At 72.7% G+C, this 24,703-nt stretch carries 23 protein-coding genes; 10 read left to right on the forward strand and 13 right to left on the reverse strand.

Annotated features, from left to right (window positions below; all coding sequences use genetic code 11):
• Nucleotides 1-21: 21 nt before the first annotated feature.
• A complete protein-coding gene (locus M1P99_RS01315; RefSeq protein ID WP_304450868.1) occupies nt 22-885 on the forward strand; it encodes a deoxyribonuclease IV in 864 nt (287 codons plus the stop codon).
• Between the two features lie 111 nt (nt 886-996).
• Here M1P99_RS01315 and M1P99_RS01320 read toward each other — a convergent pair whose 3' ends face one another.
• Entirely contained in the window at nt 997-1,782 is a 786-nt protein-coding gene (locus M1P99_RS01320) for a winged helix-turn-helix domain-containing protein (RefSeq protein WP_369696483.1), read from the reverse strand.
• Between the two features lie 25 nt (nt 1,783-1,807).
• On the reverse strand, nt 1,808-3,115 hold the full coding sequence (locus tag M1P99_RS01325) for an MFS transporter (RefSeq protein WP_304450869.1): 1,308 nt from the start codon (nt 3,113-3,115) through the stop codon (nt 1,808-1,810).
• Nucleotides 3,116-3,336: 221 nt separating this feature from the next.
• Between M1P99_RS01325 and M1P99_RS01330 the strand changes: the two genes are divergently transcribed.
• Nucleotides 3,337-3,696 (forward strand): hypothetical protein, encoded by a 360-nt coding sequence (locus M1P99_RS01330; RefSeq protein ID WP_304450870.1) that lies wholly within the window; start codon nt 3,337-3,339, stop codon nt 3,694-3,696.
• Between the two features lie 592 nt (nt 3,697-4,288).
• Nucleotides 4,289-6,688: a Tex family protein gene (locus M1P99_RS01335; protein ID WP_304450871.1), complete on the forward strand. Its 2,400-nt coding sequence runs from the start codon at nt 4,289-4,291 to the stop codon at nt 6,686-6,688.
• Nucleotides 6,689-6,766: 78 nt separating this feature from the next.
• On the opposite strand, the gene M1P99_RS01340 is transcribed toward M1P99_RS01335, so the two are convergent.
• The 3 genes from M1P99_RS01340 to M1P99_RS01350 all read right to left on the reverse strand — a co-directional run bounded on the left by M1P99_RS01340 (nt 6,767) and on the right by M1P99_RS01350 (nt 11,799).
• Nucleotides 6,767-8,794 carry a CocE/NonD family hydrolase gene (locus M1P99_RS01340; protein WP_304450872.1) on the reverse strand — a complete coding sequence of 676 codons (2,028 nt, stop codon included), beginning with the start codon at nt 8,792-8,794 and terminating at the stop codon, nt 6,767-6,769.
• A gap of 16 nt (nt 8,795-8,810) precedes the next feature.
• Nucleotides 8,811-10,100, reverse strand: a complete 1,290-nt coding sequence (locus M1P99_RS01345; protein ID WP_304450873.1) for an acetyl-CoA carboxylase biotin carboxylase subunit family protein — start codon at nt 10,098-10,100, stop codon at nt 8,811-8,813.
• A 199-nt stretch (nt 10,101-10,299) separates the two neighbouring features.
• Nucleotides 10,300-11,799 (reverse strand): carboxylesterase/lipase family protein, encoded by a 1,500-nt coding sequence (locus M1P99_RS01350; RefSeq protein ID WP_304455522.1) that lies wholly within the window; start codon nt 11,797-11,799, stop codon nt 10,300-10,302.
• A gap of 195 nt (nt 11,800-11,994) precedes the next feature.
• Between M1P99_RS01350 and M1P99_RS01355 the strand changes: the two genes are divergently transcribed.
• The gene (locus M1P99_RS01355) at nt 11,995-12,951 is read left to right on the forward strand and encodes an NADPH:quinone oxidoreductase family protein (protein WP_304450874.1); all 957 of its coding nucleotides are present in this window, start codon (nt 11,995-11,997) and stop codon (nt 12,949-12,951) included.
• A gap of 64 nt (nt 12,952-13,015) precedes the next feature.
• Here the strand turns inward: M1P99_RS01355 and M1P99_RS01360 are convergent, their stop codons facing one another.
• Both M1P99_RS01360 and M1P99_RS01365 read right to left on the reverse strand, forming a co-directional pair.
• The gene (locus M1P99_RS01360) at nt 13,016-13,915 is read right to left on the reverse strand and encodes an LLM class flavin-dependent oxidoreductase (protein WP_304450875.1); all 900 of its coding nucleotides are present in this window, start codon (nt 13,913-13,915) and stop codon (nt 13,016-13,018) included.
• Between the two features lie 12 nt (nt 13,916-13,927).
• Nucleotides 13,928-14,221: a GNAT family N-acetyltransferase gene (locus tag M1P99_RS01365; RefSeq protein WP_304450876.1), complete on the reverse strand. Its 294-nt coding sequence runs from the start codon at nt 14,219-14,221 to the stop codon at nt 13,928-13,930.
• Nucleotides 14,222-14,447: 226 nt separating this feature from the next.
• Here M1P99_RS01365 and M1P99_RS01370 point away from each other — a divergent pair, with 226 nt between their 5' ends.
• Genes M1P99_RS01370 through M1P99_RS01385 form a run of 4 tightly spaced genes read left to right on the forward strand, consistent with a single transcriptional unit; the run spans nt 14,448 to nt 18,214 of the window.
• Nucleotides 14,448-15,203 carry an SDR family oxidoreductase gene (locus M1P99_RS01370; protein ID WP_304450877.1) on the forward strand — a complete coding sequence of 252 codons (756 nt, stop codon included), beginning with the start codon at nt 14,448-14,450 and terminating at the stop codon, nt 15,201-15,203.
• A gap of 1 nt (nt 15,204) precedes the next feature.
• Nucleotides 15,205-15,987 carry an SDR family oxidoreductase gene (locus M1P99_RS01375; protein ID WP_304450878.1) on the forward strand — a complete coding sequence of 261 codons (783 nt, stop codon included), beginning with the start codon at nt 15,205-15,207 and terminating at the stop codon, nt 15,985-15,987.
• Nucleotides 15,984-17,003, forward strand: coding sequence for a phosphotransferase family protein (locus M1P99_RS01380; RefSeq protein WP_304450879.1), 1,020 nt, complete (start codon nt 15,984-15,986; stop codon nt 17,001-17,003). Before M1P99_RS01375 ends, M1P99_RS01380 begins: the two co-directional genes overlap by 4 nt.
• Entirely contained in the window at nt 17,003-18,214 is a 1,212-nt protein-coding gene (locus M1P99_RS01385; protein WP_304450880.1) for an acyl-CoA dehydrogenase family protein, read from the forward strand. Before M1P99_RS01380 ends, M1P99_RS01385 begins: the two co-directional genes overlap by 1 nt.
• A 50-nt stretch (nt 18,215-18,264) precedes the next feature.
• Here M1P99_RS01385 and M1P99_RS01390 read toward each other — a convergent pair whose 3' ends face one another.
• The 4 genes from M1P99_RS01390 to M1P99_RS01405 all read right to left on the reverse strand — a co-directional run bounded on the left by M1P99_RS01390 (nt 18,265) and on the right by M1P99_RS01405 (nt 20,921).
• A complete protein-coding gene (locus tag M1P99_RS01390) occupies nt 18,265-18,879 on the reverse strand; it encodes a TetR/AcrR family transcriptional regulator (protein WP_304450881.1) in 615 nt (204 codons plus the stop codon).
• Nucleotides 18,880-19,086: 207 nt separating this feature from the next.
• Nucleotides 19,087-19,305 carry a hypothetical protein gene (locus M1P99_RS01395; protein WP_304450882.1) on the reverse strand — a complete coding sequence of 73 codons (219 nt, stop codon included), beginning with the start codon at nt 19,303-19,305 and terminating at the stop codon, nt 19,087-19,089.
• A 73-nt stretch (nt 19,306-19,378) separates the two neighbouring features.
• Nucleotides 19,379-19,840 carry an HD domain-containing protein gene (locus M1P99_RS01400; protein ID WP_304455523.1) on the reverse strand — a complete coding sequence of 154 codons (462 nt, stop codon included), beginning with the start codon at nt 19,838-19,840 and terminating at the stop codon, nt 19,379-19,381.
• 118 nt (nt 19,841-19,958) lie between these two features.
• On the reverse strand, nt 19,959-20,921 hold the full coding sequence (locus tag M1P99_RS01405; protein WP_304450883.1) for a YafY family protein: 963 nt from the start codon (nt 20,919-20,921) through the stop codon (nt 19,959-19,961).
• 63 nt (nt 20,922-20,984) lie between these two features.
• On the opposite strand from M1P99_RS01405, the gene M1P99_RS01410 reads away from it, so the two are divergent.
• Nucleotides 20,985-22,127 (forward strand): epoxide hydrolase family protein, encoded by a 1,143-nt coding sequence (locus M1P99_RS01410; RefSeq protein ID WP_304450884.1) that lies wholly within the window; start codon nt 20,985-20,987, stop codon nt 22,125-22,127.
• Nucleotides 22,128-22,273: 146 nt separating this feature from the next.
• Nucleotides 22,274-22,774, forward strand: coding sequence for a GbsR/MarR family transcriptional regulator (locus M1P99_RS01415; protein WP_304450885.1), 501 nt, complete (start codon nt 22,274-22,276; stop codon nt 22,772-22,774).
• Nucleotides 22,775-22,785: 11 nt separating this feature from the next.
• Here M1P99_RS01415 and M1P99_RS01420 read toward each other — a convergent pair whose 3' ends face one another.
• Nucleotides 22,786-23,574, reverse strand: coding sequence for an ABC transporter ATP-binding protein (locus tag M1P99_RS01420; protein ID WP_304450886.1), 789 nt, complete (start codon nt 23,572-23,574; stop codon nt 22,786-22,788).
• Nucleotides 23,575-23,645: 71 nt separating this feature from the next.
• Entirely contained in the window at nt 23,646-24,665 is a 1,020-nt protein-coding gene (locus M1P99_RS01425) for an iron chelate uptake ABC transporter family permease subunit (RefSeq protein ID WP_304455524.1), read from the reverse strand.
• Between the last annotated feature and the right edge of the window lie 38 nt (nt 24,666-24,703).

A 24,703-nucleotide genomic window follows, 5' to 3' on the forward strand; every position in this document is an offset into this window, starting at 1 on the left:
CCCTCTAGGCTGGTGCGCGCTATGAACAAGAAGAAGAACGAACGCCCCCGGTCCCCGGTCGGAGCACACGTCCCGGTCGCCGGCGGCATGGCCACCAAGGGTCTGGCCTACACCGAGGAGATCGGCGCCGAGACGGTCCAGGTCTTCGTGTCCAACCCGCGCGGGTGGGCCACCAAGGAAGGCGACCCCGACCAGGACGCCCGGATGCGCGAACGCACGGACCTGCCGCTGTTCGTGCACTCGGCCTACCTCATCAACCTGGGCGCGCCCAACGAGGAGACCGCCGAGAAGTCGCTGAAGTCGCTGGAGCACGCCCTGGTGCGCGGCGGCGAGATCAACGCGCGAGGCGTGGTCGTGCACACCGGGTCGGCGGTCTCCGGCGGCCGCGACGCCGGGCTGGAGCGCATGCGCGACCGGCTGCTGCCCCTGGTGCAGCGGCTGGGCGAGGACGTGCCGCCCGTGCTGCTGGAGCCGATGGCGGGCCAGGGCCAGGTGCTGTGCGCGACCGTCGACGACCTGGTGCCCTACCTGGAGGCCCTGGACTGGCACCCGAACGTGGGCGTGTGCCTGGACACCGCGCACCTGTTCGCGGCAGGGCACGACATCTCCACCGTCGAAGGGATGCGCGAGACACTGGACCGGTTCGGCGAGAAGGTGGGCGCCGACCGGCTGCGGCTGATCCACGCCAACGACTCCAAGTTCCCGTGCGACAGCAAGAAGGACCGGCACGAGAACATCGGCAAGGGCCACATCGGCGCCGAACCGTTCGGGGAGCTGTTCCGCCACCCGGTCTCCGCCGGCGTGCCGATCGTCGTGGAGACGCCGGGTCCGGAGGGTCCGCACGGGGAGGACGTGGCCACCCTCAAGGAGCTGCGCGAGAGCTGACCCCTCCGGCCCGCGCGCGTCCCGCCGCCGGCCCCGCACCAGCCGCCACCGCGCGGGGCCACTGCACGGTCGGGGCGGGACCCCCTGACGGACACCTCCGGGCACGGGCCCCTACCGCTCCGGCTCGCCGCCAGGACCGTCCGCGGCGATGTCGACGGCCTCCCCGTCCTCGGTGGTGTCGCGCGCCCAGGCCCGTGCCTCGTCCAGGTTCGGGAACAGGGCGGTCTGCAGCTCCACGCTCTCGGTGCCGGGGTGGGTCTCAAGCGTGCGCCCCGTGTACTGGTCCGACATGGCCCGGATCACCTCCATGAGCTCCAGGCGGAACTCCTCGGCCTCCCGTGGTGTCATCCGCAGATGGCCGACGGAGTCGCCCGCGGCCGGGTCCCACCGCCGGACGGCGGGAGCGTTGGGCCGGGCCTGAGCGTAGGCGTTCCACACGTCGAAGCGTTCCTTCCGCTCGTGAAAGTGGCGGTGCAGGACCGCCGCCGCGGCCTGACGCGTCTCCGGGTCGCGCAGGAACTCGGTACCGGCCACCGACCAGCCGCCGGGGCGCAACCGCCACCAGCGCTCCCGGCCGCCGGTGTGGCCGGGGTCCTCGTCGATGAACCCGTAACGCGAGAGTTGGCGCAGGTGATAACTGGTCGAACCGCTGCTCTCCCCCAGCCGCCGGCCCAGGAGCGTCGCGGTGGCGGGACCGTTGCGGCCGAGCTCTTCCAGGAGGCGGCCGCGCAGTGGGTGAGCCAGGCCGCGCAGGGCCAGCGCGTCGACCTCCATGGGCTGCGGCCGCTCGGTCTCGGGGGCGGTATCCCGCGGGTCGTGCTGCATGGTCAAACCGTAGTCCTTGTCGATGGGGCCCGGTGTGTGCGCGTACGGACCCCCGGCACCGCGCTCACGCACGTCCTTCCTTCATGTGCCGGGCCGGTCACCGTGGGACCGCATCGGCGGCCAGGTTGGCGGCGGACTCATCCGACCGGCGCGCGAACTCCGTGAGGACACGGCGGAAGACGACCACCGCCACGACCATGGTCAGGCCGCCGACGAGGTAGGGCAGGGACAGGTCCACCCGGCCGAGCAGACCGCCGGCAAGCGCACCGACCGGGGCCAGGCCCCAACCAAGCGCACGGAAGGCGGCGGATGCGCGGCCCCGCAGATGGTCGGGGACCATGGTCTGGAACAGCAGCGAGCCCGCGATGTTGGTGAGCGCCAGGCACAGCCCCACGACCGCCAACACCACCGCACCCAGGTAGGCGTCGGGCAGCAGTGCCATCAGAGCCAGGCCCAGCCCGCCGACCGTGTAGCCGCCCAGCAGGACCGCTCGCCGACCGAGCCGGGCGATGAGCGGTGCCGCGCACACCGCGCCCAGGACACCGCCCACGGCCAGCGACGACGTGAAGAGCCCGAAATAGGCGGCGCCCACCCCCCACTCGTGCCGCACGTGGAGGACCAGAACGGCCGTGCCCATCTGCAGGCCGATCATCATCGCCGCGTTGTTGAGCGCGAGCGCACGCATCAGCGGGTTCCCGAAGACGTGGCCGAAGCCCTCGCGCAACTGTCGGCTGGCACTCACCGCGGCGCCGCGCACCGGCTCGGTCCGCCCGGTGCCGACCCGACCGGACCGACGCCGAGACACCACGATCAGGATCGTGAGCACTGCGCACAGGGCGTAGGACAGCGCCGTACCCGCCACCGGCAGCACCGCCGCCACGGCGAAGAGCGCGCCGCCCAGGGGGCGGGCCACGCAGTCCTGGGCGACCAGGCGCCCGCCCTCCAGCCGGCTGTTGGCCCGGTCCAGCAGCCGACCCGGCACCAGCCGGGTGACGGCGATCCGGCTCGCGGGGTCGGTCACCGTCTCACAGCACGTGACCGCGAACAGCGCCGCGTACATCACTCCCAGTGTCGCCGTCGAGGTGGCCACGGTGATGGTGAGAGCAGCGACGACGACCGCGGCCAGGGCGTTGGCCACCGCCATCGCGCGCATCCGGTCGACCCGGTCGATCAGCACACCGGCGAACGGGGCGAAGAGCAGCCACGGCAGGAAGCGGACGACCGCCAGGCCGGAGACCGCCAGCGGGTCGTGGGTGAGAGTGGCGGCGATCAGCGGCAACGCGGTGCTCAGGATGCCGTCGCCCAGGTTGGTCAGGGTTCCGGCGGCCCAGAACCGGTGGAAGTCGGTGCCCAGGCGGGTGGTCGGGGCCCGGTGGGCGTTGGCGGGTACGGGGGTCGGGTCCATCTCGGCTCCCTGCGTGGTGTGGTTACCGCCACCGTATTCCAAAGATCTCTTTGCAAAGTTTCTGATGCAAATGGTTCTTTGGAAATCTCTCGCGGACACGTTCCGTCACACACGCCGCCCGACACCGGAGGCCGCACCCGATTCCCGTTCACCGGCCCATGCGCGACAATGGAACGAGCCCTCGGCTGGGCACGTGTGGGGACTAGGAAGGGAGCCACCCGATGGATCCGGTGTCATTGGTGCTCGGCGCGGCCATCGCACTCAGCGGATTCGCCTTCGGCCGCCTCGCGACCAGGCGTCAGGCACGCGAGTCCCTCGAACGGCAGCGCCGCCAGGAGCAGGCCCGCGCCCTGAACAACGGGCAGCAGCCGCCCCAGCCCCTGTGCGGCTGCGGACACCATTTGGTCTTCCACGACAAGGAGACCAAGAAGTGCCAGACCCAGGTGGTCATCCCCGGTCGCTGGACGGGGCAGTCCGGCTCCACCTACCGCCAGTGCATGTGCCAGGGTTACCGCGGACCCATCCCGCTGGACGAGTACTACGCACCCGACCTGGCCGAGGGCAACAACCCCTCACTGTGACCCGGCCGTGAGCTGCCTGGCTTGGAGGGGCTCACCCTGCTGGCTGCCGGGTGAGCCCCTCCTCCAGACACCCCTACGGGGCGGCAGGGACGCGTGACTCACGCCCCGCTGTCCACACACCCACACCCAGGCGGTACAGCTGCGGGAAGCATTCCGGTCCGCGTGCGCAACGACACCACCACAACGTCGCCGTGGGACAGGTGGCGATTCCTCCCGGAACGCAAGCCCTCGGGTTCCTCGCCGCCACAGGCTGCATCCGGGCGCCGTGCGGCCCGTCATCCGGCCCGCCCTCACTCCCCGTGACGGCGTTCGCCACGCCCGGGCCCTCGACCGCAAAGACGCGCCCCGCCGGGACCGCCCGCGGCCGCCGTTCTCTGCGCTCCGACCGCGCGAACCGGCCACCCGCGCGCCCGGTACGCGTTCACGCCCGCGGTGCGGGACCCTGGGACACGGGGACACCGGGGCGCCCGGGTCGTCCCGCCGGACCTGCGACTCCGCGGGACCGGGGACACGAGGGCGTCCGGGATGACATTGTCCCCGACCGGCACGAGAATGTCCCCGCACCGAACATCCAGAGAGTGGACGTTAACCAGTGACGATCCCTGCGACACCCACGATCGACCAGCGCATCGCCGAGGAACTCGGTGTGGGCGCGCACCAGGTCCGCGCCGCCGTCGACCTCCTCGACGGCGGGTCGACCGTGCCCTTCATCGCCCGGTACCGCAAGGAGGCGACCGGGACACTCGACGACGCCCAGTTGCGCCGGCTGGAGGAACGCCTTCGCTACCTGCGCGAACTGAACGAGCGGCGGACCGCGATCCTGGAGTCGATCAGTTCCCAGGGCAAGCTGGACGCCGAACTGGAAGCGCGCATCAACGCCGCCGACTCCAAGGCCCGCCTGGAGGACATCTACCTCCCCTACAAGCCCAAGCGGCGCACCAAGGCCCAGATCGCGCGCGAGGCGGGCCTGGAGCCCCTGGCCGAGGCACTCTTCACCGACCCGTCCCTGGATCCGCAGGAGACGGCCGCCGCCTACGTCGACGACGACAAGGGCGTGGCCGACGCCAAGGCCGCGCTGGAGGGCGCCCGCTCCATCCTGGTCGAGCGCTTCGCCGAGGACGCCGACCTCTCCGGTCACCTGCGCGAACGCCTCTGGGAGAGGGGACGCCTGGGCTCGACCGTCCGCGAGGGCAAGGAGGAGGCCGGCGCCAAGTTCGCCGACTACTTCTCCTTCTCCGAGCCCCTCACCGCGCTTCCCTCCCACCGCGTGCTGGCCATGTACCGGGGCGAGAAGGAGGAGGTCCTCACGCTCAACCTGGAGCCCGAGGAGCCGCCCGCCGACAACCCCGACGGCACCACGCCCCGCAGCTCCTACGAGAACGCCATCGCCGCGCACTTCGACATCGTCGACCGCGGCCGCCCCGCCGACCGCTGGCTCCAGGACACCGTGCGCTGGGCCTGGCGCACCCGCATCCTCGTGCGACTGGACATCGACGTGCGCATGCGCCTGTGGCAGCAGGCGGAGGACGACGGCGTCAACGTCTTCGCCGCCAACCTGCGCGACCTGCTCCTGGCCGCGCCCGCGGGCAGCCGCGCGACCCTGGGCCTGGACCCGGGGCTGCGCACCGGGGTGAAGGTCGCCGTCACCGACCGCACCGGAAAGGTCGTGTCCACCGACACGATCTACCCGCACGCGCCGCGCCGGGACTGGGACGGCTCGCTGGACCGGCTCGCCAAGCTGTGCGCCGCCCACGAGGTCGAACTCGTCGCCATCGGCAACGGCACCGCCTCCCGCGAGACCGACCGCCTGGCCGCCGACCTCCTCCAGCGCCACCCCGAGCTCGGACTCACCAAGGTGATGGTCTCCGAGGCCGGCGCGTCGGTGTACTCCGCCTCCGCCTACGCCTCCGAGGAACTGCCCGACCTGGACGTGTCCCTGCGCGGCGCGGCCTCCATCGCCCGCCGTCTGCAGGACCCGCTCGCCGAACTGGTCAAGATCGACCCCAAGTCCATCGGCGTGGGCCAGTACCAGCACGACCTCGCCGAGGCCAAGCTGTCGCGCTCCCTGGACGCGGTGGTCGAGGACTGCGTGAACGGCGTGGGCGTGGACGTCAACACCGCGTCCGTGCCGCTGCTGACCCGGGTGTCGGGCGTGACCTCCACCCTGGCCCGCAACATCGTCGCGCACCGCGACGCCAACGGGCCCTTCCGCACCCGCGAGGCGCTGCGATCAGTACCGCGTCTGGGCCCCAAGGCGTTCGAGCAGTGCGCGGGATTCCTGCGCGTCAACGGCGGTGACGACCCCCTGGACGCGTCCGCGGTCCACCCCGAGGCCTACCCGGTCGTCCGCCGGATCCTGGCGCGCGTCGGTACCGACCTGCCGTCGCTGATCGGCGACAAGGCGGCCCTGTCCGCGATCCGCCCGCAGGACTTCGTCGACGACACCTTCGGCCTGCCGACGGTCACCGACATCCTCGCCGAGCTGGACAAGCCCGGCCGCGACCCGCGCCCGGCCTTCACCACCGCCACCTTCAAGGAGGGCGTGGAGAAGCTGGACGACCTGGAGCCAGGCATGATCCTGGAGGGCGTGGTCACCAACGTCGCCGCCTTCGGGGCGTTCGTGGACGTGGGGGTGCACCAGGACGGGCTCGTCCACGTCTCGGCGCTGTCCCACGACTTCGTCAAGGACCCGCGCGACGTGGTCAAGTCCGGCGACATCGTCAAGGTCAAGGTGCGGGAGGTCGACACCGCGCGCAAGCGCATCTCACTGACCATGCGGCTGGACGACGAGGCCCCCTCCGGCGAGGAGCGGCGCGGCGGTGGCGGCGGTGGCGGCAGGGGCCGCCCTCAGGGCAAGGGCAAGGGCGGTCAGGGCCAGGGGAACAACCGCGGCGGCCGTGGCGGCGGACGCGGCGGCCAGACCGGGGGCCGCGACGCCGCGCCCTCGGGAGCGATGGCCGACGCACTGCGCCGCGCGGGTCTGGGCCGTTAGGCCGCGCCGGCGGCCGGGACCACCGCGTCCCGGCCGCCGGGCCGAGCCCCGGCTGCTCACGCGGGCGCACCGCGCGGCTCACACCCGGTCGCGCGGGATCACCGACGTGAAGATCCGCGTGGCCACCCGGCGCGTCCCCTCATAGGCGTCCAGCGTGGCGTGCAGGTGGAAGTCGGTCCTGGTCGACGTCAGCACCGTACGGGTCGTGGTCCGCACCGACCAGTCCCCCCGGGCGAAGCCCATCGTCCACACCGTCTCCCCCCGGACCGTGTCGTAGTCGTTGCCGACCCAGCTGTAGCGCTCTTCCGCCCGCCGCCGCACGCGCAGGTCGATGTCGTCGAAGGACACCGTCCCCAGGTCCTTGACCACGTTCAGCGACTTCCGATAGTGGACCAGGTCATGGGACAGGTCCCACCGCTGCTCCCCCAGCTCCACCACGCTGGTCGGAACCGGGGCCGTGCCCTCCGGCTCGCCGAAGGGCGCCACGGGCCCGCCGCCGGCCCCGGCCGGGCGCACCGGCAGCAGGACGCGGGTGTGCTCCCCCGGGAACACCGACAGTGTCACCGGTTCGGGCGGCGGCCAGGCCAGCGGCCAGTACGAGGTCGACACCGCGACCCGGATCCGGTGCCCGGGCGGGAACGCCTGCGCCACACCGTTCAGTGGTACCGAGACCCGGTACCGGCGCCCCGGCTCCAGCCGCTCCGGTACCTCGTGACCACCCGCGTGCGTCAGGTTGAGCAGCCCGTAGGTGACCCGCGTGGTCTCCCCCTTGGGTGTCACGTCGCACAGGCGCACCGCGACCATCGCGTCCGGGCGGTCCACCGCCAGGTCCAGCTCGACCACCACCGAACCCAGGATCTCCACCCGCTCGGTCAGCGGCCGGCTGTCGAACACCATCGACCCGCCGTCGTCCTCACGCTGGTCGTAGGGCAGGTCGGGCGGCGCGTTGTACGAACACCACTTGCCCGCGTGCTGCCCCGTCGACAGCGGGGACGACAGCGTCGAGACCGCCTCCGGGTCCGGGGCCTCCCCCTCCCCCAGTACGCGTCCGGCCCCCATCGCGCGGGAGTCGACGACGACGTTCGGCGAGGGCCACCGCGGCTCACCGACCCAGCGCCCCGGCCGTTCCTCGTAGGCCGTGGACGGCGGCACGCTCTCCTGCATCCACGCCCGCAGCGCCGGCGCGTCCATCACGTCGTTGTCCACTCCCTTGAGCCAGCGGTCCCACCAGCGCACGACCTCCTGCAGGAAGCCGATGGCGGGCCCGGGCTGCCCCAGGTGGGGGTACTTGTGCGACCACGGCCCCAGCAGCCCCAGGCACGGCGAGCGCAGACCGGCCAGGAGGCGGAAGACACTGTTGGAGTAGCCGTCGGCCCAGCCGCTGACCGCCATCACCGGCACCTCGATCGCGTCCAGGTCCTCAGCGACCGACCCGTGCTTCCAGTACTCGTCCCGGTACTGGTGGCGCAGCCAGGTGTCGAGCCACAGACCGCTGTTCTCCAACCGCTCGTGCCACATCTCGCGCCATGTGTCGCCGACGAGCTCGGGGTCGGGCGGGCACGAGTTGTAGGCGAACATCGTCGAGGCCCAGGACAGGTTGTCCCCGAGCAGGCATCCGCCCATGTAGTGGACGTCGTCGCTGTAGCGGTCGTCCGTCGAGCAGGCCGTGACGATGGCGCGCAGGCTCGCGGGCCGCCGCGCGGCCACCTGCAGGGCGTTGAACCCGCCCCAGGAGATCCCCATCATCCCGGTGCGCCCGTCGCACCAGGGCCGGTCCGCCAGCCAGGCCAGCACCTCCTCGGCGTCCAGCAGCTCGCGCTCCAGGTACTCGTCGGTGAGCACCCCTTCGGAGTCGCCGCTGCCCCGCAGGTCCACGCGCGCGCACGCGTACCCGTGCCCGGCCATGTAGGGGTGGTGAATCGAGTCGCGCTGGGCGGTCAGGTCCCGCCTGCGGTAGGGAATGAACTCCAGGACGGCGGGCACGGGCCGGTCCCCGCTGTCCACGGGCCGCCAGATCCGCGCGGCGAGCCGGACCCCGTCGCTGACCGGGACCTGGACGTACTCGTCCTCACGGACCTCGTTGGGCAGGTCGCTGACGGTTCGCATCGCGTCCGGTCCCTCCTCACTCTCGCGACCGGTCGTCGGTGTCCAGGATCGTGAAGGGCAGCTCCCCCGCGCACTCCCGGTACCTGCGCTCGCACTCGTCGGTGTCCCGGGCGCCCACGATCACGTGGGCCAGCTCGTAGCTGTAGCTGTCCTGGATGGGCAGGTCGGAGAGCCACTCCCCCTCGTGCGCCACCACCTCCGCCCACGCGTCGGGCACCCGTCCGCAGGCGCGGGCCACGTCCTCCGGAGTGGGCGCACGCGCCACGAACCCGTCGCCGAATCGGCGCACGAACCACTTGGCGGCCACCGCGTACCGCCCGTCGCGATCCAGAGGTGGTTCCTGCCCCAGGGCGAGGCGCAGGCAGATCTCGTGGTTGGACACCCCCCGCACGAGTTCGAGCATCCGCGCGTGCGACTGGGAGTGCCGCGGATTGATCTCCACCAGGGTGATGGCGCCGCTGTCCGGCTCGTGGAAGTACTCGACGTTGAAGGTCGTGTCGTTGAGCCCCATCCGGGAGATGACGCGCTCGGTCAGGTCGGTCAGCCGCTCCTGGGCCTCCTCCGGCACGCGTGAGGGGTATTCGTAGCGCAGGAAGCTCGACGTGCCCGGGTAGTGCGGGGAGTCGATGATCCCGTACACCCGGGGGACCCCGTCGCGGACGTAGCCCTCCACGGTGAGCTGCTCGCCGACGGCCTCCTCCTCCGCCAGACCGGCGGTGCCGCCCGCCTTCTCGACCTCCGGCGGCAGGGTGACGCGCTCCATCACCCACTGGAAGGCATCGCCGATCCGGCCGGCGCCCGCCCGGATCTCCTCCATCGCCTCGCGGAAGCCGTCGTCGTCGGTGACGCGGAAGGCCAGCTCGGAGGAGAAGGACTTCACCGGCTTCACCCACAGCGGGTAGGACAGGCCCTCCGGTTTGACGTCGTCATCCAGATCGACCTCACCGAACCGGGGCACGGCCTCGGGGACGACCGCGCGCTGTTCGAGGCGGCTCCAGTACTTGTGCTCGCACCGCACGACCGATTCCAGGGGCGTACAGGGCAGGCCGCGGGGCTCGCACAGCAGCGGGACCAGTGAGCTCACCGGGAAGTCCCAGTAGCCGATGACGGCGTCGACGGTCCCCTCGAAGGTGTCCAGGCGCCGCTCCGCCAGCGCGAGCAGGGCGGGCATGTCCACCTCGTGGGCCTGGCCGATCTCCTCCCAGCGGAGCAGCGGGAGGATGCGGTGGCGGTCGGCTCCGGGCAGGTCCTCCAGCACTCGGCGATTCTGTTCGTCCAGTCCCAGGACGAACACGTTCACGGTCATCGCGCACCTCCGACGAGGACCGTCGTCGGTGGCCGTGCCCGGACTCCGCGTCGGCCATCGGGCACCGACCGAACCGGCCCCTACCTCAGACGGTGCCCGGTGAGTCGGCCCGCACCTCACTCCCGCGGGGACTTCCGCAGGTTTTACCGCGCGGTGACCCGCCCCGGACCGCGCCGCCCGGGGCCGTCACGGCGACCGGTCACCGAGGTGAGAAGGGCACCTTCGCCCACAGGTCCCGCAGCGGGGACTCGTCGGTGGCGTGCAGTTCGTCCACGGTGTCCCAGACCTTGACGGCGGTGGCCTCGGGTGTGACCGCGGGCCAGCCCGGGTCGCCCGAGGCGGCGAAGTCCCGCCAGGCGGCGACCATCCGGTCCGAGAGCCCCCGGTGTTCGGGCCGGGGCGGGCCGTCGAGCAGGAACCGGCCGAAGTCGGTGTCCAGGTTCCCGAACGCGAACGGCAGGTCCAGGCCGTGGCAGGCGCCCAGGCGCCCGCCCATCGCCGGACTGCGGAACCCGAGCCGGAAGAAGTGCGCCCGGCCGCCCGCCGCCGCGTGCGCCTCGGCCAGGACCACCGTGTACTGCGCGAACAGCGCGTCTCCCATGATGGCGCAGTAGAGGTCACGGAGATCGGCGCCGGGCCGGACCCGGCGGTACCGGGCCAACGCGCCTTCCGGCAGGCCCACCCGCGCGGCCGTGGCCTCAAGCGCGGCGTCGCCGTCGATCTCCACGCTCTGGCCGAGCTCGGTGAACAGCCGGTACTCGTCGGCGTTGTGCCCGAGCAGCACGTCGACGGCGTGGACACGGCCCTTGGCCACCGCCTCCAGCGGCGGTTCGGGCAGCTCCGGGCCGCCGACCACCGGGGCGTAGCAGGTGAACGGTCTGACCTTCACGCCCGGCCCGTGCGAGGGACCGGCCAGGACGGCGGCGGTGGCCTCCAGCAGGCGTTCGGGCGGCAGCGCCGCCAGCGCGTCCGCGTCCAGGGGGACGCCCGCGGCCTCGGCGACGCGCTCCGACACGCGGCGCGCGGTCTCCGGGGTCAGGTGGTCGCCGGGCACGCTGTGGGCGATGGCGCGGCGGAAGAGCCCCTCGGCACCCGGGGAGGCCATCAGGCACACCACCGATCCCGCCCCGGCCGATTCCCCGGCCACGGTCACGTTGCCGGGGTCGCCCCCGAAGGCGGCGATGTTGTCCTGGACCCAGCGCAGCGCGGCCGCCTGGTCGAGCAGGCCCCGGTTGTCGGGCCGTCCGGGCACGTGGCCGAACCCCTCGAAACCCAGGCGGTAGTTGACACTGACCACCACCAGGCCGCTCTCGGCGAGCCGGGTGCCGTCGTAGGTGGCCTCGGAGGCGGCCCCCACGATGTAGGCGCCGCCGTGGATCCACACGAGCACGGGCGCGCGGTCGCCCTCACGGGCGGCGGTCCACACGTTGAGCACCAGGCAGTCCAGCGAGGTCTCGGGGCTCCACGCGGCGGCGCCGACCATCTGGTCGCCCTGGGGCGCGGGCGGCCCGAAGTCCACGCACTCGCGCACGCCCGTCCAGGCCTGTGCGGGGGCCGGCGCGGCGAAGCGGTGGGGGCCGAAGGGCGCGGCGGCGTAGGGGATGCCCCGGAAGGCGGTGACGGCTCCGCTGTCCGAGCGAGACGAGGCCACCCCCCGAATGCTCCCGCCGGTCGTCGTCACGGTCTGTTCTGCGTCCACGAGTTCCTCCCAGGAGATCCGTGCACCCACCTAACAACGTTAGGTAACCCTGCGCAAGACCCGGAGGCGAACCTCCCGCGCCGGGGTGCCCGGACCTTGTGCTTCCACCCCTGGTGACCCCGGCCTCCGTGCCGTACCATCCGGTAACATACCACCCGGTCGGTATGACCAGACGAACAACGAAGGGGCTCCCCCATGCGCGCCATCCAGATCACCGAGTTCGGCGGACCCGAGGTCCTCGTCCCCACCGAACTCCCCGACCCCGAACCGGGCCCCGGCCAGATCCTGGTCGACGTCACGCGCGCGGGCATCAACTACGCGGACACCCACCAGGCGGAGAACAGCTACCTGGCCCCCTCGTCCCTGCCCATGGTGCCCGGCGCCGAGGTCGCCGGCCGCGCCCCCGACGGCCGCCGCGTCGTCGCCCTGACCTCCGGGGGCGGCTACGCCGAGCGGACCGTGGCCGATCCGGCCATGTGCTTCGACATCCCCGACGACGTCTCCGACGAGGCCGCGCTGGCGCTGATCGTCCAGGGCGCCACGGCGTGGGTCCTGCTCCGGCGCACCGCCCGCATGGACCCGGGCGAGTCGGTGGTCGTGCACGCCGCGGCCGGCGGTGTGGGCACGCTCGCCGTCCAGCTCGCGAAGGCCTTCGGCGCCGGACGGGTCATCGCCGTGGCCAGCAGCGAGGCCAAGCGCAAGTACGCGCTGGACCTGGGCGCCGACGCCGCCGTCGACTCCGCCGCCCCGGACATGACCGCCGCGCTCATCGAGGCCAACGCGGGACGGCGCGTCGACATCGTCCTGGACATGGTCGGCGGCCGGGTGACCGACGAGAGCGTGCGCGCGCTGGCCCCGTTCGGCCGGCTGGCCTTCTACGGGATGGCCTCGCGCGAGGCTCCCAAGCCCGTCCAGCTGCCCAACCTCATGCGCTTCTCCACGACCGTGGGGGGCATGTGGCTCCCGCACGCCTGGCTGCTGCCCGGCGAAGTGGTCGACCAGGCGATGGGCGAGCTGCTGGCGATGGTGAGCGACGGGCGGCTGCGCCCCGTGCTCGGCGAGTGCTACCCGCTGTCCGAGGCGCACCGGGCGCACGAGGCCCTGCGCGCCCGCGGCACCATCGGCAAGCTCACGCTCGACCCCTCGGCGTAGGGCGGGCGCAGGCCGGCGCTCCCGCGTCCTCGACCTCCGGCGCCGGTGGCGGCCGGGCCGCCCGTCAGGACCGCTCGGCCGCCACCGCCGCACGCACGGCGGGAGCGACCTCGGCCGCGAAGAGCTCCACCTGCCGGACGGGATCCTCGGCGGGCCCGAAGACGAAGGTGTCCATGCCATGGACCAGCACCAGTTCGGTGAGCTGCTCCACCCACTGCTCGGCGGGACCCGCCAGGAACCCCCGGGAGGCCCCTCCGGTGATGGTGCCCCACACGTTGTAGGCGCGCCGGATCTCCGCGGGGTCGCGGCCGACCTGGGCCGCTCCCTCGTCGATGCGCGCCTGCATGCCGGGCAGCCGGTCCGGGGCGGCGTAGCCGCTGGAGGGCAGCCACCCGTCGGCCATCCTCCCCAACGCGCCGAGCAGCCGTGGTCCGAGCACGCCCAGCCAGACGCCCATGTCGTGCACCGGCAGGGGTCCCGGCTTGACACCGGCCAGCCGGTAGTGGCGGCCCTCGTAGCGCACCGAGCGCGCGTCCGACCACAGGAGGCGGACGACCTCGACCGCCTCGATCAGGGCGTCGGCGGCCTCCTTCGGGCTGCGCTCGTCGCCCCCCATGGCCACCACCGCCTCCCAGAACGCCCCGGCGCCGAGGCCCAGCTCGAAGCGGCCTCCCGAGAGCACGTCCAGGCTGGCCGCGGACTTGGCGATGACCGCGGGCGAGCGCAGCGGCAGGTTGGCCACGTCGGGGAAGACCCGCAGCCGCTCCGTGCGCGCCAGCACGGTGGCCATGAGGCTCCACGTGTCCAGATGCCGGCGCTGGTAGGGATGGTCCTGGATTCCGGCGAACTCCAGTCCGCCGTGCTCGGCGGCGGCGATCACGCCCCACAGCTCGCGCAGGGACTCGGCGTCGGCGTTCGGGGACGGGAACACCCCGAACGCCACCTCGCGCCCGTAGTCGCTCATTGCGGCTCCCTCCTACTGGTCCGCCGCCCCGTACACGAGGTCGGCGTAGTCGCTGTGCCTCTGGATCCAGCCCTTGACGAAGGGGCACAGCGGCAGCACCTTCAGTCCGCGCGAGCGGACGTCGTCCAGGGCCGCGCGTACCAGGGTGCCGCCCAGCCCCCGGCCCTCGAAGGCCGGATCGATCTCGGTGTGGGTGAACGTGACCAGCGCGTCGGTGACGATGTACTCGGCGAAACCGGCCACCTCCCCGTCCGCCGTGATCTCGTACCGGCGCCGGTCGCGTGCGTCGACGACGTCGTTGGCCATAGGTTCCCCCGTTCTCGGTCCCGGTCGCGGCCGGTCGGCCCGCACCACCATCCCTACCCGTCACACGCCACCTCCCGGCAGGGCACTGCGCGCGGAGCCGGGGCACCACCCCCGACCGGACGCCACCGCCACCACCCTCCCTACCCATGGCCCACCCCTTGCGGCGCGCACCCGCCGAGACATAGAGTCTCCCTTGCATACCGACCAGTCGGTCTAAGGAGAACGTATGACTTCCCGGTTCGGCGGCCGCACCGCCATCGTCACCGGAGCGAGCCGGGGCATCGGCCTGGCCATCGCCCGGCGACTCGTCGACGAGGGCGCCCGCGTCTGCATCACCGCACGCAAGCCCGAGCCCCTGGCGGAGGCCGTGGCGGCCCTCGGCGGGCCCGAGCACGCGATCGGCGTGGCGGGCGGCGCCGACCAGCCCGAGCACCAGGACGAGGCGATCGCCGCGACCCTGGAGGCCTTCGGCAGCGTCGACCTGCTGGTGAACAACACGGGCATCAACCCCGTCTACGGGCGCATGGTCGACCTCGATCTGTCCGCCGCCCGCAAGATGGTCGAAGTCAACGCGCTGTCCGCGATCGGATGGGTCCAGCGGGCGCACAAGGCCTGGATGGCCGAGCACGGCGGCGCCATCGTCAACGTGTCGTCGGTCGCCGGGACCAAGCCGGCCCCCGGCATCGGCTTCTACGGCGCCACCAAGGCGATGCTGAGCCACATCACCACGGAGCTCGCCCTCGAGCTCGCACCCGACGTGCGCGTCAACGGCGTCGCCCCGGCCGTGGTCAAGACCAAGTTCGCCTCCGCGCTCTACGAGGGCCGCGAGGAGCAGGTCGCGGCCGGCTACCCCATGGGCCGCCTAGGCGTCCCCGAGGACGTCGCCGGCGCCGTCGCCTTCCTGCTCTCCGAGGACGCCGCCTGGGTCACCGGCCGCACCCTCGTCCTGGACGGCGGGACCACTCTCACCGGAGGCGTGTGACATGGACCTGAACAACACCGGAGCCGTCGTCACCGGGGCCGGCAACGGCATCGGCGCCGCCCTCGCCCGTCGGCTGGCCGGCGAGGGCGCCCGCGTCGTCGTCAACGACCTGGACGCGGGCGCGGCCGAGGCCGTGGCCGCCGAGATCGGCGGGATCGCCGTCCCCGGCGACGCCGCGAGCGAGGACGGCGTCACCGCGCTGATCGCCGAGGCCGGCGCCCATCTGGGCGCGATCGACCTGTACGTCGCCAACGCCGGCGTCGGCACCGGCGGCTTCCAGGACGCCCCCGAGAGCGACTGGGACCTGTCATGGCAGGTCAACGTCATGGGCCACGTGCGAGCCGCACGGGCGCTGGTGCCCGGCTGGCTGGAGCGCGGTCACGGGCGGTTCGTCTCGACCGTCTCGGCCGCGGGCCTGCTCACCATGCTCGCCAGCGCGCCCTACTCGGTGACCAAGCACGCCGCCCTGGCCTTCGGCGAGTGGCTCTCGGCCACCTACGGCGACCGCGGGATCACGGTGCAGTGCGTCTGCCCGCTGGGCGTGCGCACGAACATGCTGGACGCCTCCGGCGAGGTGGGCAAGGCGATGATGGACGCGACCGCCATCACCCCCGAGGAGGTCGCGGACGCGGTCATGGCGGGCCTGGCCGACGGGCGCTTCCTCATCCTGCCGCACCCCGAGGTCGCCGACTACTACACGGCCCGGGCCACCGACACCGACCGCTGGCTGTCGGGCATGCGGCACCTGCGGTCCAAGGTGTTCGCCGAGGAGGGCAACGAATGAGCGAGGACCTGCCCGGCCTGGACCTGGAACGGCTGCGCGCCCACCTGGAACGGGCCGTCCCGGGCCTGGTGTCGGGGCCGCTGACGGGCGAGGTGATGGCGGGCGGCAAGTCCAACCTCACCTACACCGTCACCGACGGGACCGGGCGGTGGGTGGTGCGCCGCCCGCCGCTGGGCCACGTCCTGGCGACCGCGCACGACATGCCGCGCGAGTACCGCGTGATGACCGCGCTGCGCGACACCGCCGTCCCCGTGCCGCGGACCTACACCCTGTGCGAGGACACCGAGGTGCTCGGCGCGCCCTTCTACGTGATGGAGCACGTGGCGGGCACCCCCTTCCGCACGAGCGCGGAGATCGCGCCGATGGGCCCCGCCGGCGTCCGGTCGGTGGCCGAGGAGCTGGTCTCCACCCTGGGCGCCCTGCACGCAGTGGTGCCGGAGGAGGTCGGACTGGGCGACTTCGGCCGCCCCGCGGGCTTCCTCGAACGCCAGGTGCGGCGGTGGGGCAAGCAGTTGGATGCCTCGCGCAGCCGTGACATCCCGGGGATCGACGACCTGCACGAGCGGCTCGCGGCCACGGTGCCGGAGCAGTCGGCCCCCGGCATCGTGCACGGCGACTACCGGCTGGACAACGTGCTGGTGACCCCGGACGGGAAGCTGAGCGCGGTCCTGGACTGGGAGATGGCCACGCTGGGCGACCCCCTGGTCGACCTCGGCCTGATGCTGGTCTACCGCGACCAGCCCACGAACGTCGGCGGGGCCTCGGCGCCCGCCACATCGGCGGAGGGTTTCCCCACCTCCGCCGAACTGGTGGACCTCTACGCCGCCGCGACGCGGCGCGACGTGTCCCGGCTCGGCTGGTACGTGGCCTTCGGCTGCTTCAAGCTGGCCGTGATCGCCGAGGGCATCCACCTGCGCCACAGCAAGGGGCTGACGGTCGGGGCCGGTTTCGACCGCATCGGCGACATGGTCGCCCCCTTGGTCCGACGCGCCCACGCCACTCTCAAGGAGGACTGATGGACTTCGCCTTCGACAAGGAGACCGAGGAGCTGCGCGAGAAGCTCCTCGGTTTCATGGACGACCACGTCTACCCGGCCGAACCGGTCCTGGAGGAGCAGCGGGCCGAACTCGCCGACCCCTGGGCCACGGCGCCGATCGTCTTCGAACTGCAGGCCAAGGCGCGCGAGCTGGGCCTGTGGAACCTGTTCCTGGCCGGCCACCCCGAGCACGGGGGCATCCCCAACCTCCGCTACGCCCCCCTGGCCGAGATCACCGGGCGCAGCCCGCGCCTGGGCCCGATCGCGCTCAACTGCGCCGCGCCCGACACCGGGAACATGGAGGTGCTGACGATGTTCGGCACCCCCGAGCAGAAGAAGCGCTGGCTGGACCCGCTGCTGGACGCGAGCATCCGCTCGGCGTTCGCGATGACCGAGCCGGCGGTGGCCTCCTCCGACGCCACCAACATCGGCACCACCATCACCCGCGACGGCGACTCCTACGTCGTCAACGGGAGCAAGTGGTTCATCACCGGCGCGCTCAACCCCGCGTGCGAGATCCTCATCGTCATGGGCAAGACCGACCCGGACGCCGAACGCCACCGGCAGCAGAGCATGGTGCTGGTCCCGCGCGACACCCCCGGTGTGCGGGTCGAGCGCGGCATGACCGTGTACGGCTACGACGACGGCGACCACGGCGGGCACGCCGAGGTCGTGTTCGAGGACGTGCGGGTGCCGGCGGAGAACCTCATCGGCGGCGAGGGCGAGGGCTTCGCGATCGCCCAGGCGCGGCTGGGGCCGGGGCGCATCCACCACTGCATGCGCGCGATCGGGATGGCCGAGCGGGCCCTGGAGCTCACGTGCCGCAGGGTCCTGGACCGGGTGGCCTTCGGCCGTCCGCTGGCCGACCAGGGCGTGGTCCGCGAGTGGATCGCCGAGGCGCGCGTGCGCATCGAGCAGGTGCGCCTGCTGGTCCTCAAGACGGCCTATCTGATGGACACGGTGGGCAACAAGGGGGCGCACACCGAGATCCAGGCGATCAAGATCGCCACCCCGCGGACCGTGGAGTGGATCCTGGACAAGGCGATCCAGGCGCACGGGGCGGCCGGGGTGAGCCAGGACGTGCCGCTGGCCGCCTGGAGCGCGGCCGTGCGGACGCTGCGGCTGGCGGACGGGCCCGACGAGGTGCACCTGCGCTCGCTGGCCCGCGCCGAGCTGCGCAAGTACGCCTGACCCGGACGCACGGGAGGAGGCCGGGGGCGCCACCCCGGCCTCCTCCCGTGTCAGGCTCGGGGGCGCAGGCTCGTCATGAGCAGGTCGGAGAAGTGGCGGGCGACGTCCTCCCCCGAGAGCGGGCCGTCCTTGCGGTACCAGGTGCCCAGGTGGTGCACCGACCCGAAGAAGTAGTCCACGACCAGGTCGGCGGGCACGTCGTCACGGAAGACGCCCTCGCTCTGGCCCTGCTGGACGAGGTCGCGGAAGTGCTCGTGGTACCGGCGCCGCTCGGCGCGCACCGTCTTCTGCTTGGCCTCGCCCAACTGGTGCATGGAGCGGAAGAAGATGACGGTGTCGTCCAGGTTGGCGAGGCTGGTGACGATGACGTCGGCGGCCGCGGCCCGCACGCGATCGGCGACGGGCTCGTCGCGGCCGGCGATCTGCAGCAGGTGTTCGGTCTGCATGCGCAGGACCCGGGCGTAGACCTCGTAGAGCAGGTCGTCCTTGGAGCCGAAGTAGTGGTACATCGCACCCTTGGTCACCCCGGCCGCGACCACGATCTCCTGGACCGACGTGCTCTCGAAGCCGCGCTCGGCGAACAGCCGGGTGGCCGCTCCGAGCAGGCGTTCGGGAACCGATCCCCCGTCGCCCCCGTTGCCCGCCGTTCTCTGTCCTCGCGCCATGCCGCCCTCACTTCGTACCCCGTCGCGCCCCCTGGTGGGCTTCGTCACCGGGACAGCATACCGACCGGCTGGTACCCGAGGGCGCGGGAAGTCCTTCGCCTCGAGCCCCTCACCCCCGGGACTACGCGGCCTCGACTCGGGTCCTGCCGCACACGGGCGGGCCCCGCCCTCTCCGCGTGTGCGGCGGCGGGGCCCGCGGCGGCGCTGCTACTTGGCGTTCTCCTCCAGCCGGAGCGCCACCCCCAGGGCGAAGAACGTGGGCGCCCACTCCCCGATGAACAGCCCCCACCTGTCGGCGCGGTCGGTGCCCGCGTCCTCCTTCTTCTTGGAGACTAGCCAGGCCACGGCACTGAGCCCGATGGAAGCGACCCCCGCGGCGTAGGCCATCTCGGAGGTGACTCCGGCGTTGGACAGCTTGGCGATCATAGAACTCCTCGTTTCGGTGCAGTGACATGGAGTCGCCTCCCCTCCGAGGGGCCAACACAATCCCTCCCCCGGGTCATGGGGGCGGAAGGATGTCCGAACTCCGGCCGCCGGCTGCCAGCAGGGTCGCGCGTGCACGGGCGTACTTGGCCCGCAGCCGCGCGGCCTGGTAGTGGGGCAGGACCGCCAAGCGTTCCTCCTCGGCGTTGTGCGCGTTGTCGGCGAGCTTGACGAGCCGGCCCAGGGGGTCGGCGGCGGCCCGGCGGACCAGGTCGTCGTAGGACTCCCCCGAGCGGCGGGTGACCGCCTCCACCGCGATGACCACCGCGGCAGGGCAGCCGCGCACCCGCAGGTCCTCGGCCGTGAGCGGAGTGTCCTCCAGGACGTCGTGCAGGACCCCGGCCATCTGGGCGAGCTCGCCGTGTCCGGCCAACCGGTCGCGCACGGCCAGGACGTGTTCGACGTAGGGGCGGCCCGCTTTGTCCCTCTGCCCCTCGTGCGCACGCTCGGCCAGCGCGGTGGCCTCGTCCAGTGTCATCGACACGGGTGCTCCTTCCTGTCAGTGCTTCTCGGCGATGGGTACCGGTGACGGGTGCCCGGGCCTGTCGCGTAAGAGGCCGAACGCCCCGAACCCGCGGAGCACGGGCGGTCGGGACTCACGTCGTGGACGCGCCGCCCGCCGCGCGGCGCAGCCTCGTCGCGAGGCGGTCGAACGCCGCCGCGAGCTCGTCTCCGTCGATCACCTCGACGTCGACGTCGAGCTGTGTCAACCACAGCGCGAGCCGGTCCGGGGCGTCGGAACCCAGCTCGACACGGCACGTGGACTCGTCGACCACCTCGATATCGACCGGGATGGGGATCTTCGCGGCGACCTTGGCGGCGGGAGCACGGACGAGGACGCGGGCGCGGTACGTCCAGGCCCCCTTGCTGACGCGTGCGACGACGTACTCGACGGCATCGCCCCCCGGGACCACGCGCGGCCGGAACCGCACACCCGTCGCCGGGTGCGGGACCATGCGGTCGACACGGAAGACCCGCCAGTCATCACGGTCGAGATCCCACGCGAGCAGGTACCAGAGCGGCCCCCAGCCCACCAGCCGTTGCGGTTCGGTGTGGCGGGCCCCTTCGCCGCCTCCGGGCTTCGTGTATCCGAACCGGAGCCGTTCGTGGCCGCGGATCGCGGCGGCGACCGCGCCGAGCACCGAGAGATCGAGCGGCGGTTCGGCCCCTGGAACGACGCTCGTCGCCTCGCGTACCGCCTCGACGCGCCGCCGCAGGCGCGAGGGCAGCACCTGCTCCAACTTCGCGAGCGCGGTGAGCGATGTCTCCTCGACGCCGAGCCTCCGGGTGGCGACCGCACCCAGTCCGACCGCCACGGCGACGGCCTCGTCGTCGTCGAGCAGCAGTGGGGGCATGGCCGTCCCGGCGGCCAGCCGGTACCCGCCCGCGACGCCGGGGCGCGCGTCCACGGGATAGCCGAGCGACCGCAGCCTGCCGATGTCGGCGCGCACGGTCCTGGTGCTCACGCCGAGCCGGCCGGCGAGCTCGGAACTCGTCCAGTCGCGCTTGAGCTGGAGCAATGACAGCAGTTCGAGCAGGCGGGCCGAGGTCTCCAACATGTTCTCCATCATGTCAGCGATTGCGGAAGCCAACCTGCCGCATTGCCTGGAAACGTCGGTGCCATGAACGAGAACAAGGCACTCACACCCTTCCGCGTCGACATCCCGCAGACCGACATCGACGACCTGCGCGACCGGCTGGCGCACACGCGCTGGCCGACCCCCGTGCCGGGCCGGGACGACCGCACCGACTTCAGCCGCGGCATCCCGCTGGTGTATCTGAAGGAGCTCGCCGAGTACTGGCGCGACGGCTTCGACTGGCGTGCGCAGGAGGAGAAGCTCAACGAGTACGAACAGTGCACGACGGTCGTCGACGGCCAGACCTTCCACGTCGTCCACGCGCGGTCGACGAACCCGGAGACCGTCCCGCTGATGCTGAACCACGGCTGGCCGGGCTCGTTCGTCGAGTACCAGCGGCTCATCCCGCTGCTGACCGACGAGTTCCACGTGGTCGTCCCGTCGCTGCCCGGCTTCGGGTTCTCGACCCCGCTGTCGGGGACCGGCTGGGAGCTGGCGCGGACGACGGATGCCTACGCCGAGATCATGACGCGTCTGGGCTATGAGAGGTTCGCGGCCCACGGCACCGACATCGGTTCGGGCACCACCGGCCGCCTCGCCGCGATCCACCCCGAGCGCGTCATCGGCACGCACATCGGCAGCGACCGCCGCTTGCTCGGGTTGCTCGGCGACAAGTTCCCCTACCCCGACGGTCTGTCCGATGACGAGAACGCACAGATCGAGGCCGTGCGCGCCGAGTACGAGGCCGAGCGCGGGTATCTCCTGATGCAGGACCACCGTCCCGACACGATCGGCGCGGCGCTCGCCGACTCGCCGGTCGGTCAGCTCGCGTGGATCGCCGAGAAGTTCAGGACCGGGACCGACGGCGCCTACCGGACGCCGGACGAGTCAGTCGACCGCGACCAGCTCCTCACGAACGTCAGCCTGTACTGGTTCACCCGTAGCGGCGCGTCGAGCGCACAGTTCTACTACGAGTCCGAGCACTCCGGGATCGGCTTGGTCATGGCCTCCGACGTGCCGTCCGGATGGGCCGTGTTCGACACCCACCCGCTCATGCGCCGCGCGATGGACCCGTGGAAGGCGATCGGCCACTGGAGCGAGTTCACCGAGGGCGGCCACTTCCCCGCGATGGAGGAGGCGGAGCTGCTCGCGAACGACATCCGCGCCTTCTTCCACGGCATCTGGTGACCGCCGAACCGGAGCACACGGCGCCGGCCGGGTCCTCCGCCCCCACCCGACCCGGAGGACGTCCGGCGGCGCTCTCGCCCATGCTGGAGTCGCTGCGCGCCGCGTGAAGTACCGGTCCGCGCCCGCCGAACGCTATCGTGACGGGCATGTCGGAGACCTCGCAGCCGGAGACCCCGCAGTCGGATCAGGAGTTCCGGGCCGACTTCATCCGCCGCTTCTCCGAGTTCTGGCAGTCCCAGGGCCGCCCCCGGGCCGAGGGCCGCATCGTGGGCTTCCTCCTGGTCGCCGACCGGGAGGCGGTCAGCGCCGAGGAGGCCGCCGAGGGCGCGGGGGTCAGCCGGGGTTCGGTCTCGGAGTCCGTGCGCCGACTGCGGGACCTGGGATTCGTGACCCTGGTGGAGGCGCCCGACCGCCGCTCCCGGCTGATCACCATGGACGAGGACGTGTGGGGCGGCTTCCTGCGCAACGAGCGCGGGTACCTGCGCGACCAGCGCGACCTGGCCCGGTCGGCGCTGGAGCGCCTACCGGACCTGGGCGCGTCCGCCCGCACCCGGCTGCGCAACATGCACGACTACATGGCCTGGCTCGACGACTACCATGACACGCTCCTCGCCCACTGGGAGGAGTACAAGGCGCGACGCGGCTGAACCGGCGGGCCTCAGGTCCGCTCGTGCGGGATGACCAGCGGCGTCCTCGTGCGCGGGTCGGGCACGACGTCACAGGGCAGCCCGAACACCTCCTCCACCAGCTCCGCCGTGACCACGGTGCCGGGCGGACCGTCGGCGACCACGCGGCCGCCGCTCATCATCACCAGCCGGGTCGCGAACCGGGCGGCCTGCGCCAGGTCGTGCAGGACCGCGACGACGGTCCGCCCGCCCCGGTGCAGGGCGCCGAAGAGCTCCAGCAGGTCGTACTGGTGGGCGATGTCCAGGAAGGTGGTGGGCTCGTCGAGCAGCAGGACACCGGTGTCCTGGGCCAGGACCATCGCCACCCACGCCCGCTGGCGCTGCCCGCCCGAGAGCGCGCCCACCTGCACGTCCGCCAGCGCGGCCAGCCCGGTGAGCTCCAGGGCCCGGCTGATCGCCTCCTCGTCCTCGGGGCTCCACTGCCGCAGCAGGGTGCGGTGCGGGAAGCGGCCGCGGGCCGCCAGCGCGCGCACCGTGATGCCCTCGGGGGCGATCGGGCTCTGCGGCAGCAGCGCGAGCCCGCGCGCGACCGCCTTCGCGCGTTGGGCGCGGATGTCGGCGCCGTGCAGCAGCACCCGGCCCGCCGTCGGCGCCGTGACCCGCCCGAGCGCCTTGAGCAGGGTGGACTTGCCGCAGCCGTTGGGGCCGACGATGACCGTGAACTCGCCGTCGGCCACCGCCAGGTCCAGGTCGCGCACGACCGGCTCGCCTCCGTACCCGAGTGTGAGGCCCTCCGCGGCCAGGACCGGTCCCTCACTCACAGGCTTCCTCCGAGGACTCTCACGTGTCGTACCTTCCTTCTGGGTGTGCGGTCATGACGGCACCGCCGCGGTCACAGGTTTCCCCTTCGCCATTCCCTGATCAGCAGGTAGCCGAGGTAGACGCCGCCGAGGGCCATGGTGAACAGACCCACCGGCAGCCCGTCCCCGATCGGTGACTGCTGGACGGCCAGGTCGGCCAGGACCAGCAGCAGGGCACCGACCACGGCCGCCACCGCCAGGTTGGGTCCGGGCGCGCCGGTCGTCCTGCGGGCGATCTGCGGCGCGGTCAGGGCGACGAACGCGATCGGTCCGGCGACACTGACCGCAGCGGCCGTGAGCACCACCGACAGGCTGATCGCGACCGTGCGGGTGGACCTGGCGCGACCGCCCAGGGCGTCGGCGAGCTCGTCGCCCATCTCGTTCACCGCGACCGCGCCGGCGATCACCACGACCAGCGGCACCGCCAGGGCCAACACGCCCCAGACGACCGCGGTGTGCTCCCACGAGCGGGCCCCCAGGCTCCCGTACAGGTAGGCGTGCAGGACGCTGGCCTGGTCACGTGCCATCACCGCGACCACGTACTCACTGACCGCGTGCGCCATCGCCGCGACGCCGATCCCGGCGACGATCAGTCGTCCGGGGTGGCGCAGTCCCGTACCGGTGGCGGTGGCCACGATGACCATCGCCAGAGCCGCCCCGCCCAGAGCGCCCAGGGGTACGGGCACGATGCCGGGCAGCGCCAGCGCGGCGACGGCCGCGCCCGCCCCGGCACCGGCGCCCAGGCCGATCACGTCGGGACTGCCCAGCGGGTTGCGGGTGACGGACTGGAAGAGCGCCCCGGCCAGGCCGAGGGCCGCGCCGGTCCCGGCGGCCACGGTCAGGCGTGGACCGCGCAGCCGGTCCAGGACGAAGGTCTCGGTGGCCTCGCCGGCCCCCGCGGCCACGACGGGCAGCCGGGTCAGCGGGATGCCCAGGCGGCCCAGGCTCAGCGTGGCGGCCGCCGCGGCGACCAGGAGCACGAGCAGGACCGCGGTGACCAGCAGGGAGCGCGGATGGACGGGCAGCGCCACCGTGCGGCCCAGCCGCAGCACGCGCTGCCCGGAGCCCGCGCGCTCCGGGGCGGTGCCCG

Source organism: Nocardiopsis sp. YSL2 (genome assembly GCF_030555055.1).
GTDB lineage: Bacteria > Actinomycetota > Actinomycetes > Streptosporangiales > Streptosporangiaceae > Nocardiopsis.